Here is a 13,015-nt window from a genome sequence, read left to right as displayed (position 1 = left end):
CCGCCAGCAGGCCAGGTGCCGCCGCCAGGAGGGCAGGTGCCCCCGGCAGCGCCTCCGCCGTGGTTCGACGCTTCGGGCAGCCCCTCGTTCGCCCGTGAGCGGCTGATCCGGCCGGCGAGCGGCCGGTACGTCGCGGGCGTGTGCGCGGCCATCGGCCGGGCCACCAACACCGACCCGGTCCTGTGGCGCGTACTGCTCGTGGTCCTGGGCTTCTTCGGCGGCGTCGGCCTGCTGCTGTACCTCATGGGCTGGCTGATCATCCCGGCCGAGGGCGACACCGCGTCCCCGGTCGAATCGCTGCTGGGTCGCGGCCGGTCCCGCATGGCGCCGCTGTCCGTGGTGTTGCTCGGCGCGGCCACCGTGCTCACCTTCGCGTTCATCGTCCAGGACGGCTTCCGCGCCACTCTGCTCGGTGCCGCGGTGCTGGTTGGCGCAGCATTGCTGATCAGGCGCAACTCCGGCGCCGCGACGCCGGATCCGGGCGCGTCCGGACCGTACGGTGCTGATCCTGCGGCCGGGGCGGGAGCCGGCCCGGCGCGCGGCCAGACCATGCCGGGCACCTCGCCCTCCGCTGACCCGATGACGGCAGCTGCGCCGGGGACGCGGATGGCAGGCCCCGCAGAGGGCGGCGCCGCGGAGCACGGCACGGCCACGCTGGGCAGCGGACCCACGCTCGGCACCGGAACCACCGTGGGCAGCGGGCCCTTGGGGAGCAGCGGGCCGTCCGGCGGTGTGCCGCCGACCCCGCCCGGCTACGTGCCGGCGGATGCGACCGCGCAGATGCCGTTGCACGCGGGCCCCGGGGATTTGCCGCCTGCCCCGCCGCGGCCGGCACCGCCCGGCTACCTGCCACCGCTCGCCCCGCCGGCGGGCGGCTACCGGGCGCCGTTCGCACCGCACGGGCCCTGGGCCGGCAGCGCGGGCCAGGCACCGTACGGGCCGGCGCCGCAGGCCGCCGCGCCGAAGCCGCCCAAGCCGCGGCGCGAGCGTTCCAAGCTCGGCCGGATCACGTTCTTCGCGGTCGTCCTGGTGCTGGGGGTGCTGGCGCTGGCGGACCTGTCCGGCGCGAGCGTGCCCGTCCCGGGGTACTTCGCAGCGGCGCTTGCCACCATCGGCCTCGGCCTGCTGATCGGTACGTGGTTCGGCCGCGCCCGCGGCCTGATCGCGCTGGCTCTGCTCACCACGTTCGGGCTGCTGGTCTCGTCCGGTGCGCAGCAGTGGGGCGGCGATATCGGCAGCAACGTGTACCGCCCGGCGAGCCTGGCCGCCGTGGCTGACCGGTACGACTTCACGGTCGGCGACGCCACGCTGGACCTGCGTGACGTGGACTTCGCGGGGCAGACCCAGCAGACCACGGTGCAGATGAAGTTCGGCCAGCTCCGGGTGCTGCTGCCGGGGAAGGTCGACACCACCGCATCGGTGCATCTCGACCGGGGCCGGGCGCTCGTACTGGGCCACGAGTGGGACGGCGACAACCTCAGTCAGCAGCAGGTCGTCGACCTGGGCCCGGACGGCACGGGCGGCGGCACGCTGAAGCTGGACATCCGGATGAACACGGGCAACGTGGAGGTGACCCGATGAGGCCGCACCGTACCGACGGCGTCTCGCTGAGCTTCGGCCTGATCTTCATCGGGGTGGCCGCCTGGTGGGCGATCTCCCAGGTCGTCACGGTTCGCCTGCCAGGACTGGGCTGGCTGGCCGCGATGGTGCTGATCCTGTTCGGGGTGATCGGGCTGCTGGGTGCGATCCGGTCGGGCCGGCGCACCGAGGTGCAGGCTCCGCCGGTGGCCGCCGAGACCGAGCTGGAGACCCCCGGTGACCTGCCGCCGGGGATGCACGCCGACATCGTCCGGGAACTGCTCGACAACCCCACGGAACGGCTCGACCTGGAACCCAGTCCGGCGGAGCAGCAGGAGCCGCCGCGACGCGACGGGGCGTGACACGCGCCGCCCGCCGCCGCACCCGCGGGTGTGCGCGGCGGGCGGCGCAATATGCTCGTCGGAGTCTGTATGACTTCGCGCGCGAGGAGCCCGAAACTCATGACGCCGTATCCCGCCGTCTCCGTGGCACCCGTGGCCGGCATCGGCCATCGCGCCGCCCGCGCCCTGACCGCCGAGTTCGCCCGGCGCAGCGCCGCCAGCTCGGCGCTCGTGATCGGTGCGGACCACGCGAGCGACGTGGTCGCCGCCGCGCTGGAGTCGCTGCTGCCCGGCGACACCCTGACCCTGGTCCCGGGTGAGCGCACCACCTCGGCGCTGTTGCGTGATCACATCACCGGGCTGGGCAGCTGGATCGCCGACCGCGTACGGATCGTGGAGTCGCTCGCCGAGGCCGAGCCGGCCGACGTGGTGATCGTGGCCGAGCCGCTGACCGGCACCGCCGATGAGGTCCGGGCGCTGCTCGACGGGCTCGGCAAGTACCTCACCGACGGCGCGGTGGTCACGGTGGCGACCCCGGCGGTGCCCGGCCGGACGGGCGGCGCGGCCGCCGAGATGTTCCGGCAGAGCGCGCTGTTCGGGATCGGTTCCGACCTGGTACTGCGTAACCAGCCGCCGATGCGGGTGCACCGGCTGCGCTTCACTCCGGCCGACACCGCGGTCGCCGCGACGCTGGCGCCCGCGTACCGCACGTCGAGCGTGCCGCTCACCCGCACGATGCACATCGACTCGAACGGCGTCGCCGCCGCCGGAATCGCCCTCGGCCTGGCGGCGCTGGCTCGCTCGGCCCGCCCGAAGTCGAAGTGGTGGCTGCTCCCCGCGTTGGCGGCGGCCCCGGTCGCGGCGTTCTTCCGCGACCCGGAGCGGGACGTGCCGGGTGACGCCGACGCGATCGTGGCGGCCAGCGACGGCCGGGTGCTGTCGGTCGAGCGGATCCGCGACGAGCGGTTCGGCGACGGTGAGTTCCTGCGCGTGGCGGTGTTCCTGTCCGTGCTCGACGTGCACGTCAACCGGGTGCCGGTGGCCGGCCGCGTCACGGACTACTTCGTCGAGGACGGCGGGTACGCGAACGCGATGACCGCCGCGGCCGAGCACAACGTGGCCGCGTACACGGTCCTGGACACCGCGCACGGCACGGTGGTGGTGGCGCAGCGTACGGGCCTGATCGCCCGCCGGATCGTGCAGCGCACGCCGGTCGGCTCGCTGGTCGCGCGCGGTGAGCGGCTGGGCCTGATCCGGTTCGGTTCGCGCACCGACGTCTACCTGCCCGCGGACCGCGCTGAGGCGACGGTGGCGGCGGGCGACCGCGTGATCGGCGCCAGCTCGGTCATCGCCCGCTGGCTCTGAGACCCGGAAAGAACGGAGGCCACCCCGGCGAACCGGGGTGGCCTCGTTTCGTTGTCGGTCAGGCCGTGGCGCGGCGGGTGCGCAGCCACAGGACCGGGCCGCTGACCAGGTACGCGGTGACCAGGAAGACGAACGTCAGCCGGGCATCGACCAGCGCGCCGACGATCGGCAGCAGCCACAGCCACGGCGGCAGCTTCACGATCCGGGCGAGCTTCGCGTACGGGAAGCTCGACACCATCGCGAACGCCAGCAGGGCGACCCCGGCGAGCAGCGCGATGCCGGGAATCGGCAGCCCGATGAGCACCGTCAGGGCCAGCACCGCGGCGGCCATGGTGGTCGGTACGCCGCAGAAGAACTTGCCGTCCTTGGGCGAGACGTTGAAGCGGGCCAGCCGGATCGCGGCGCAGCCGGCGACCATGATGCAGGCGATGGCGGCCGCGGCGGTGGGCACCGTGTGCGCCAGGGAGGCGTACACGACGACCGGGGCGGCCAGGCCGAACGAGCACATGTCGGCCAGCGAGTCCATCTGCGCGCCGAACGCGCTGGACACGCCCAGCTTGCGGGCGAGCGCGCCGTCGAGCCCGTCGAAGGCCACGCAGGCGACGAGGCAGCCGGCCGCGAGCCGGGTGTCGCCGTGCATCGCCAGGAAGATCGCCAGCAGGCCGAGGCTCAGGCTGGCCAGGGTGCACGAGTTGACCAGGGCGAAGCGCATGCGGCGGGCGAAGGTCTGCTCGCCGGGCAGCAGTGATGTGTTCTCCGCCTCGGCGGCCGGGGCCTGCGTCGGCAGATGGGCCGCCGGGCTGGGCACGACCCGTCCCCCGTACGGGTACGTGACGGTGTCGGTGCCTGTGTAGATCACCTCGGCCCGGGTGGCGGTAGCCGCCCGGCCTGCGTCGCCGGAGCGGCGTCCGACCCGGACCAGCAGGGCCTGCCGGGCGATCGTTCCGCCCCGGCGCAGCCGGCCTGCCCAACGACGTCCGGCGGGACGGGGACTATCCGTCGTACGACGCCGGCGCCAAGGGGTTCTCGGCACGTGCTCCTCCATCGTGGGATCGGTCACCCGCCTGCTCTGCAGCGGCCGGGTGGGGCCTCGTCCGTCTCTTCGGCTCGTTGGCGGGTTACACCATTGCACAGCCGCCCGGTCTTTGCGAGAGACCGATCGACCGGTTGCGGGCAACGGCGGCCGCCACCTCACTTCTCTTCTCTCGGCGGACGGGCAGGCCCGGGTTCACCGGAGTCCCTGGGCCGATTCTATCGGACCGGTTCAGCCCCGACCTGTCGTACCGCCGACCGTGCGACGTCGGTGAGCGGTAGCCGCTCCGCCTCGGCGAGGCTGAACCAGCCCGCCTCGGCGGTGGATCCACCGGCCGCCTCTGTCACTACGGGTACTGTCGGCGCATCGATCAAAACTCTGAACAGAACCCGGATGACGTGCCAGTCGACGGGCACTCCTTCGGGGCCGAGCGCGGCCGGATCGTACTTGTGGGAGATCGACAGCAGGCCGGTGATCCGGCCGCGCTGTGAGGTCTCCTCGACCAGCTCACGGGCCAGGGCCTGTTCCGGGGTCTCGCCGTGGTCGGTGCCTCCGCCGGGCAGGTGCCAGCGGTCGGCGCCGGGGTATCCGGGCGCGATCCGGGTCAGCAGGATCCGCCCGTCCGGGTCGGTGGCGACCGCGTACGCACCGAAGCGCTGGACCCGGGCCGGCGTGGCCAGCGGCACGTTCTCGTCGCGCGGTGGATCGGAGTCCGCGGGGACGGGCCGGCCGAGCAGCCGGGCGGTCCACGGGTGCACCGGCAAGCCGGTCAGCTCGTCGGCGGTGACCCAGGCCACCGCATCGGTCGTCCCGTCGACCTCGTCCCGCAGGCGCCCCGCGTACGGCTCGACCTCGTAGATCACCCGATCGGTGTGCTCGTACGCCCCGGAGCTGGGCAGACGCACGACATCCGCGGTGACCTCGCGCAGGCGCAGCACCCGCACCGCGAGGCCGGTCTCCTCGGCGAACTCGCGCACCACCGCGTCTTCGGGGTGTTCGCCCTGGTCCACCCCGCCGCCGGGCAGGGACCAGACGCCGGGGAACTCGGAGGCGTCCGAGCCGCGGGCCAGAAGCACCCGGCCGTCGCCGTCGCGCACCAGCCCGTACGCCCCCACCCGTCTGATCCGCACGCCCCTACGTTAGCCGCGCGGCCTTCAGCGCTTCCGCCGTGACTTCCGTGAGCTGGTTCACGGGCAGCTCGGTGACCTGGGCCAGCGGCATCCAGCACGCTTCGGAGGTGGAACCGCCCACATCCTTCACGATCACCTCGGTGGGCGACTCGACCACGACCCGGTAGAACGCGCGCACGCCGTGCCAGTCGATCGGGTAGCCCTCGGGGCCCAGCGAGGCGGCGTCACGGTGGCTGGCGACGCCCAGCAGCTCGACGAGCCGCCCGATCTGGCCGGTCTCCTCGACCAGTTCCCGGATGAGCGCGGTGCCGGGCTGCTCGCCGTAGTCGGTGCCGCCGCCGGGCAGGTGCCAGCAGCCGGCGCCCGGGTATCCGGGGGCGATGCGGGTCAAAAGCAGCCGGTTGCCCGGGTCGGTGGCGATCGCGTACGCCGCGAAGCGCTGCGCGCGGTGCAGCCCGTCCGGGCCGGGGTACGCGTAGAAGGACGGGAAGTCCGGCGCCTCCTCCGGGCGCAGGTCGGCGGACGCGGCACCGAGCCCGAGGGCGGACGCGGTGAACGGGCGCAGCTTCAGGTGCTCCGCCTCCTGCGGGGTGTGCCAGCGCGCCAGGTCGGTGGAGCGCCCGGCCCGGTCGCACAGGGTGCCGCCGCGGACGGACACCTCGTACACGAGGCGGTCGGTGTGGATGGTGACGCCGCGGTGCGGCAGGGAGCGCATGTCCGCGAGGACGTCGCGCAGGCCGGTGACCGCGACGGACAGACCGGTCTCGGCGGCGGTTTCGCGGACGACGGTGTGGTTGGGGTCCTCGCCGTGGTCGACGGCGCCGCCGGGCAGCGACCAGACTCCGGGGGTGCCGGACCGGGAGGAGGCCCGGACCAGAAGGACGCGGCCATCAGGGTCGGTCGCGACGGCATAGGCCGCGATCCTGCGAAGTGGTTCGAGCGCGGGGGTCACGGGCCGGATTCTCCCCGGGTTATGTCACCTGAAATAAAGGTCTGTCGGATTCCTGACAGGGCGATAGCGCTGCGTAGCCGCAGATCAGGGCTGGTTTACCCGCGATCTGCGCTCGCACAGTTACGGTGTGCAACACAATTATGACACCGCTCCGGGGTGCCTCGGCAACGCCAGTTCCGGCGAGTCCAGCCCCATCTGAAAGGCACGCGGCCCGACCCGGAGACGGAAGTCAGGGCCGGGATCGGGGCGGTCACCGAGGCGCGTAAGGCACCGCAGCGCCCACTCTGGGAGGCATGACTGAACCGACTGTCACCTCGTACAAGCAACTGCGCCGAACGACCGACGACCGCGTCTTCGCCGGGGTCTGCGGTGGCCTCGGCCGTTATTTCGGCATCGACCCCGTGGTGGTCCGGGTCGGCTTCGCCGTGCTGGCCATCGTGACCGGCGGCGCGGCGCTGCTGGCCTACCCGGTCATGTGGCTGATCATGCCTGAGGGGCCGCAGCCCGCCGCCCCGGTCTGGCCGAACCCGGCGGACCCTGCCTGGGGTCAGCCCACCACGCCGGTGGCGTGACGGGTCACTCCCACTCGATCGTGCCCGGCGGCTTGCTGGTCACGTCCAGCACCACCCGGTTGACCTCGGGCACCTCGTTCGTGATGCGGGTCGAGATCCGCGCGATGACGTCGTACGGCAGCCGCGACCAGTCCGCGGTCATGGCGTCCTCGCTGGAGACCGGCCGCAGCACGACGGGGTGCCCGTAGGTCCGGCCGTCGCCCTGCACCCCGACGCTGCGCACGTCCGCCAGCAGCACCACCGGGAACTGCCAGACGTCGCGGTCCAGCCCCGAGGCGGTCAGCTCCTCGCGGGCGATCAGGTCGGCGGCGCGCAGGATGTCCAGCCGCTCGCGGTCCACCGCCCCGATGATCCGGATCGCCAGGCCGGGCCCGGGGAACGGGTGGCGCTGCACGATCTCCTCGGGCAGCCCCAGCTCGGCGCCGAGAGCGCGCACCTCGTCCTTGAACAGCGTGCGCAGCGGCTCGACCAACGCGAACTGCAGATCCTCCGGGAGCCCGCCGACGTTGTGGTGGCTCTTGATGTTCGCCGTACCGGTGCCGCCGCCGGACTCCACCACGTCCGGGTACAGGGTGCCCTGCACCAGATACTCCACGTGCCGCTCGGCGTCGACCTCGCGGGCCGCCTGCTCGAAGACGCGGATGAACTCCCGGCCGATGATCTTGCGCTTCTGCTCAGGGTCGGTGACCCCGGCCAGGTGGCCCAGGAACCGGTCGGCCGCGTCGACCACCTTCAACCGGATGCCGGTGGCGGCCACGTAATCCTTCTCGACCTGCTCGGCCTCGCCGGCGCGCAGCAGGCCGTGGTCGACGAAGACACAGGTGAGCTGGTCACCGACCGCCTTGTGCACCAGCGCCGCGGCGACCGCCGAGTCGACGCCGCCGGACAGCCCGCAGATCACCTGCTTGTCGCCCACCCGGGCGCGGATCGCGGCGACCTGCTCCTCGATGATGTTCGTCGGGGTCCAGGTCGGCTCGATGCCCGCGATGTCGTACAGGAAGCGGCGCAACACCTCCTGACCCTGCTCGGTGTGCGCCACCTCGGGGTGGAACTGCACCCCGGCCCGGCGCGCGGCCAGATCCTCGAACGCGGCCACCGGCGCGCCCGGCGACGACGCGGTCACCGCGAACCCGGCCGGGGCGACCGCCACGCTGTCGCCGTGGCTCATCCACACCGGCAGGCCCGGGGGAAGCTCCCGCAGCAGGGTGCCGTTCTGCGTGGTCAGCACCGTACGGCCGTACTCGCGGGCGCCGGTGCGGTCCACCGTCCCGCCGAGCGCCTGGGCCATCGCCTGGAAGCCGTAGCAGATGCCGAACACCGGCACGTCGCTGTCGAACAGCCCCGCGTCGAGGGCGGGGGCGCCCGGCTCGTACACGCTCGACGGGCCGCCCGACAGGATGATCGCGGCCGGATCCTTGGCGAGCATCTCGGCGACCGGCATCGAATGCGGCACGATCTCCGAATACACCCGCGCCTCGCGGACCCGTCGGGCGATCAGCTGGGCGTACTGGGCGCCGAAGTCGACAACGAGAACCGGCCGGGGTGTGCTCATGACGCCTGAGTTTACCGGCGTCAGCGATACCACTTCCGGGCCGGGGCGGAGCGCAGATTGCCGACCGAGTCGTACGCCCGGACCCGCACCGTCATCGACCGGCCGAACTTCCCGGTCTGCACCGTGAACTTGTGCCGGGCCACGGCACCGGGCTTCGCGGTGACGCTACGCGGCACCGCGTACCGCTGGATGACCTTGCCGTCGACCACCAGTTCCATCCGCGCGACCCCGTGCAGATCGGTCGCCTGAGCGGTGACAGTCTTCGTGCCGCGGACGTGCCGGGTACGGTTCGCCGGAGCCTTCGTGATGGTGACCTTCGGTCCGGCGCTGTCCACCGACACGGTCCGGCGCGCGGTCGCGACGTTGCCCGCCCGGTCGAACACCCGCAGCACCAGGTTCGTGGTGCCGTTGCGCGGCGCCGACGGCCACCGCAGCACGTACGGGGCCGCGATGTCCGAGGCCACCACACTGCCGTTGAGCAGCAGCTGGACCCGGCTGACGCCCTGGTCGTCACCGGCGGACGCCCGCACGCCGACCGTGCCACCGACCAACGCGGACGGCGCCGGGGTGCGGAACGCCACGGTCGGAGCGGTCTGGTCCGACAGCGCCGCGAGTGCGGCCGCCGCGTCGACGCGGCCCCAGGCCACCCAGTCCGAGGAGAGCTGCCGGGCCGAGGCACTCAGCACCGTACGGATCTTGACGGGGGTTGGCGCGGGGTCGGTCGAGGCCAGCAGCGCCGCAATGCCCGCGACCAGCGGCGACGCCGACGAAGTACCGCAGAACACCATGATCGCCCGGTCCTTGGCCTGCGACGGGTTGCAGCCGGGCGCGGCGACGTCCACCCAGCCGCCGTAGTTCGACCAGGAGTAACGGGCGTCCTTCGACGTGGAGGCGCCCACCGACAGCACGGCCGGGATCGCCGCCGGGAAGTGCTGCGTCCTGCGGCCGTCGTTGCCCGCGGCCGCCACCACCAGCGCGCCCTTGCTCATCGCGTACGTGACCGCGTCACGCATCAGCTGACTGTCGGCCGTACCGCTGAGGGACAGGTTGATGACGGTGGCGCCGTGGTCGGCCGCCCACCGGATCCCCTGCACGATCTTGCTGTAGTCACCGCTGCCGTCGCGGCCGAGCACCTTGACCGGCAGGATCTTGCAGGTCCAGCACACCCCGGCGATGCCTGTGGCGTCGTCGCCGGCCGCGGCCGCGACCCCCGCCACCATCGTGCCGTGGCCGTTGTCGTCGGCGGCACTGCTGTCGTTGTTGACGAAGTCGTGTCCCGGCAGCACCCGGCCGGCCAGATCGGGGGTCGTGGTGACGCCGGTGTCGACCACGGCGATGATGACGCTGCTGGAGCCGTGGGTGGTGGCCCAGGCCGAGTCGACACCGGTCCGCCTCACCCCCCACTGGTACGTGAACGCGGGATCATTCGGGACGACCGCGTCGGCGTGCGCGACGTGGTCCTGCTCGACGTACCGGACGGCCGGGTCGGTGCGCAGCGCGGCGGTGGCCGCGGCGACCTGGTCGGCGGGCACGTCCACCGAGACCGCGTCGGCCAGCGGGGCGCTCGCGACGACGTCGACCTGCTCGCCGAGCCGCTGCACCACGCCGGTGTCCGTGCTCGCGGCCGTCGCCGCCGTCACCCCGGGGTCACGCAGCCCGACGACCAGCGGTACGGCCGGTTGCACCGGTACGGGTTCCGCGGCGGTCGCCGGGTCGCCCGCCACGATCAGACACCCGGCCACCAGGCACACCGCCATGGCCCCAACGCCAGCCCGCATTCAAACCTCCGCACGAAACGCCGGTCACACGACCTGGCTTCCCCACCGTCGGCGGAGATTCCGGTAGGCGGGGAGCGGATCGGGGGCGATCAGGTAGCGAGCTGCCTCCCGGAGCTGGCCAGCCGCTAGGGGCGCGGCGGCTTGGTCGTGCCGAACAGCCACGCCTGGAACAGCGGGCCCAGGTCGCGGCCACCGGACGCCTGCTGGGCGGCGGCGATGAACTCGTCCGTGGTGACGTTCCCGTCGCGGTGCTGCGCGGCCCACGACTTCAGCAGGCCCGCGAACGCGGCGTCGCCGATCTCGCGGCGCAGCGCGTACAGGGTCATCGCGCCACGCTCGTAGACCGCGGGGTCGAAGATCCCGTCCGGGCCGGGCTTGCCGGTCGGCTCGGACCAGTCGGTGAACTTCGCGTACGTGCCGTCGAAGCTCTGCGCCACCGTGCGCTTGCCCTCGTGCTCCTGCCACAGCCAGTCCGCGTACGTGGCGAAGCCCTCGTTGAGCCAGATGTCCTGCCATCGGTGCAGGGCGAGGCTGTCGCCGTACCACTGGTGGCCGAGCTCGTGTGCGACGACTCCGGTGTCCTCGCTGCCGGAGAAGAACGTGTCGCCGTACACCGGGCGGGTCTGGGTCTCCAGCGCGTAGTCGAGCCGGTCGTCGGCGACCACCACCCCGCCGTTCGCATCGAACGGATACGGCCCGAACTGGCTCGCCAGGAAATCGGTGATCTCGCCGGTACGGGCGATCGACTTCGCCGCCGGACTACCCGCGGGCATCGACTCGGGCACCGCCAGGATCATCGGTTTCCCGGCGTGGGTGGTCGTGGTGATCCGGTACTGTCCGATCACCACGGTCGCCAGGTAGCTGGCCATCGGCGTGTTCTCCGCCCAGGCCCAGGTGGTCCAGCCGGCTGTGCTGGCCCGCCGCCCCGGCACCCCGTTGCTGAGCACCTCCAGCCCGTCGGGCACGGTCATGGCGAGCCGGAACGTCGCCTTGTCCGACGGGTGGTCGTTCACCGGGAACCAGGTGCTGGCGGACTCGGGCTGACCCAGCGCGAACGCGCCGTCGTCGGTACGGAACCAGCCACCCTTGCCGAGCGCCTCGTTGTTGAGCGGCTCGGGCACCCCGCCGTACCGCACCACGACGGTGAACGGGCGGCCCTGCACGATGCCGGCGGCCGGGGTGACCACGAGTTCGTTGCCCTCCGCCCGGCTGGTGGCGGGCCGCCCGTCCACGCGCACCTCGGACGCGGCCAGGTGGGCCAGGTCGAGGTTGAAGCGGGACAGATCCTGCGTCGCGGTCGCCGTGATCGTGGCGGTGCCGGCCAGCTTCCCGGTGGCTGGGTCGAAGCGCAGCGCGAGATCGTAGCCGGCGACGTCGTACCCGCCGTTGCCGTACGTCGGGAAGTACGGGTCACCGGCGCCGGCCGCACCCGGGGTGAAATGCGGCGCCCGCTGCGACGCGGGGGCCGACGGGCGATCGGTGGTCGAGTCGCGCCCCGCCGTACAGCCACCGACGGCAAGCGTCGCCACGAGACCGGCGCACACGACCCACTTCACGGACAGCTCCCCCATGATCCGAGGGTATGGGCTCGGCTCAGCGGTCGAGGACCAGGGCGACTTTCTGGAACTCCTTGACGTCGCGGTACCCGCACTTCGCCATGGCCCGCCGCAGCCCGCCGAACAGGTTGAGCTGGCCGTCCGGGCGGTCGGCCGGGCCGTACAGGATCTCCTCCAGCGTGCCGTCCGGCTCGCCCGCGATGCAGAACCCGCCGCGGGGCAGGTTGGGGTGGCTGGCGGCGGAGTGCCACCACGCCCCGCCGGCCGGGGCTCCCTCGGCCAGCGACAGCGGCTCGCCGAGCATGACCGCGTCCGCCCCGCAACCGATCGCCTTGGCGATGTCGCCCGACGTGGAGATGCCGCCGTCCGCGATCAGGTGCACGTACCGGCCGCCGGTCTCGTCGAGGTAGTCGCGGCGGGCCGCGGCGGCGTCCGCGATCGCGGTCGCCATCGGCACCCGGATGCCGAGCACGGTGTCCGTCGTCGACCACTCGTCCGCGCCGACGCCCACGATCACGCCGGCCGCCCCCGTACGCATGAGGTGCAGCGCGGTCTTGTAGTCGGTGCAGCCGCCGACGATGACCGGCAGGTCGAGGTCGGCGATGAACTCCTTCAGATTGAGCGGCTCGTCCGTGGTGGACACGTGCTCCGCGGACACCAGCGTGCCCTGGATGACGAGCAGGTCGACGCCGGCGTCCAGGACGACCGGGGCGAGCGCGAGCGTGTGCTGCGGCGACACGCGCACGGCGACGGTCACGCCGCCCTCGCGCATGGCGCGGACCCGCTCGGCGATCAGGTCGGGGCGGATCGGCTCCGCGTACACCTCCTGCAGACGCCGGGTGGCGTCCGCGTCCGCGTCGAGCGCGGCCAGCTCCTCAAGGATCTTGGTGGGGTCCTCGTACCGGGTCCACAGCCCCTCGGCGTTGAGAACGCCCAGGCCGCCGAGGCGGCCCAGGGCGATCGCCGATTCCGGGCTCATGGTGGCGTCGGACGGGTGCGCGACGCAGGGAATCTTGAACGGGTACGCGTCGACCCGCCATTCCGTGGACACGTCGTCGACGTCGCGGGTGCGCCGGCTGGGCACGATCGCGATGTCGTCGAGGTGGTAGCCGCGCTGCGCGGTCTTCCCGAGGCCGATCTCCACGACGTCACGCATGT

The 13,015-nt window shown here is 72.8% G+C and carries 11 protein-coding genes; 4 read left to right on the top strand and 7 right to left on the bottom strand.

Going from position 1 to position 13,015, the window contains the following annotated elements:
• The first annotated feature begins 36 nt into the window (after nt 1-36).
• The 3 genes from ACMCNK_RS27225 to ACMCNK_RS27215 all read left to right on the top strand — a co-directional run bounded on the left by ACMCNK_RS27225 (nt 37) and on the right by ACMCNK_RS27215 (nt 3,284).
• Nucleotides 37-1,581, top strand: a complete 1,545-nt coding sequence (locus ACMCNK_RS27225; protein WP_412739185.1) for a PspC domain-containing protein — start codon at nt 37-39, stop codon at nt 1,579-1,581.
• Nucleotides 1,578-1,940 carry a hypothetical protein gene (locus ACMCNK_RS27220; RefSeq protein ID WP_412739184.1) on the top strand — a complete coding sequence of 121 codons (363 nt, stop codon included), beginning with the start codon at nt 1,578-1,580 and terminating at the stop codon, nt 1,938-1,940. Before ACMCNK_RS27225 ends, ACMCNK_RS27220 begins: the two co-directional genes overlap by 4 nt.
• Before the next feature lie 99 nt (nt 1,941-2,039).
• On the top strand, nt 2,040-3,284 hold the full coding sequence (locus tag ACMCNK_RS27215) for a phosphatidylserine decarboxylase (protein WP_412739183.1): 1,245 nt from the start codon (nt 2,040-2,042) through the stop codon (nt 3,282-3,284).
• A gap of 58 nt (nt 3,285-3,342) precedes the next feature.
• Here the strand turns inward: ACMCNK_RS27215 and ACMCNK_RS27210 are convergent, their stop codons facing one another.
• From ACMCNK_RS27210 to ACMCNK_RS27200, 3 genes are all read right to left on the bottom strand, one after another.
• Entirely contained in the window at nt 3,343-4,242 is a 900-nt protein-coding gene (locus ACMCNK_RS27210; protein ID WP_412741011.1) for a CDP-alcohol phosphatidyltransferase family protein, read from the bottom strand.
• 293 nt (nt 4,243-4,535) lie between these two features.
• On the bottom strand, nt 4,536-5,447 hold the full coding sequence (locus tag ACMCNK_RS27205; RefSeq protein WP_412739182.1) for an NUDIX hydrolase: 912 nt from the start codon (nt 5,445-5,447) through the stop codon (nt 4,536-4,538).
• Nucleotides 5,448-5,451: 4 nt separating this feature from the next.
• Nucleotides 5,452-6,399: an NUDIX hydrolase gene (locus ACMCNK_RS27200; RefSeq protein WP_412739181.1), complete on the bottom strand. Its 948-nt coding sequence runs from the start codon at nt 6,397-6,399 to the stop codon at nt 5,452-5,454.
• A gap of 293 nt (nt 6,400-6,692) precedes the next feature.
• Between ACMCNK_RS27200 and ACMCNK_RS27195 the strand changes: the two genes are divergently transcribed.
• A complete protein-coding gene (locus tag ACMCNK_RS27195; RefSeq protein WP_412739180.1) occupies nt 6,693-6,971 on the top strand; it encodes a PspC domain-containing protein in 279 nt (92 codons plus the stop codon).
• Nucleotides 6,972-6,975: 4 nt separating this feature from the next.
• Here the strand turns inward: ACMCNK_RS27195 and guaA are convergent, their stop codons facing one another.
• The 4 genes from guaA to ACMCNK_RS27175 form a co-directional block, all read right to left on the bottom strand.
• Nucleotides 6,976-8,523, bottom strand: coding sequence for a glutamine-hydrolyzing GMP synthase (guaA, locus tag ACMCNK_RS27190; RefSeq protein WP_412739179.1), 1,548 nt, complete (start codon nt 8,521-8,523; stop codon nt 6,976-6,978).
• Between the two features lie 20 nt (nt 8,524-8,543).
• On the bottom strand, nt 8,544-10,301 hold the full coding sequence (locus ACMCNK_RS27185; protein ID WP_412739178.1) for a S8 family serine peptidase: 1,758 nt from the start codon (nt 10,299-10,301) through the stop codon (nt 8,544-8,546).
• Nucleotides 10,302-10,426: 125 nt separating this feature from the next.
• Nucleotides 10,427-11,872, bottom strand: coding sequence for a M1 family metallopeptidase (locus tag ACMCNK_RS27180; protein WP_412739177.1), 1,446 nt, complete (start codon nt 11,870-11,872; stop codon nt 10,427-10,429).
• A gap of 22 nt (nt 11,873-11,894) precedes the next feature.
• Nucleotides 11,895-13,013 carry a GuaB3 family IMP dehydrogenase-related protein gene (locus ACMCNK_RS27175; RefSeq protein WP_412739176.1) on the bottom strand — a complete coding sequence of 373 codons (1,119 nt, stop codon included), beginning with the start codon at nt 13,011-13,013 and terminating at the stop codon, nt 11,895-11,897.
• Nucleotides 13,014-13,015: the final 2 nt, after the last annotated feature.

The sequence above is a fragment of the Krasilnikovia sp. MM14-A1259 genome (assembly GCF_047159535.1).
GTDB lineage: Bacteria > Actinomycetota > Actinomycetes > Mycobacteriales > Micromonosporaceae > Actinoplanes.
Note: the sequence above shows the minus strand (reverse complement) of the source record. Positions and strands in the feature narration are given on the sequence as shown.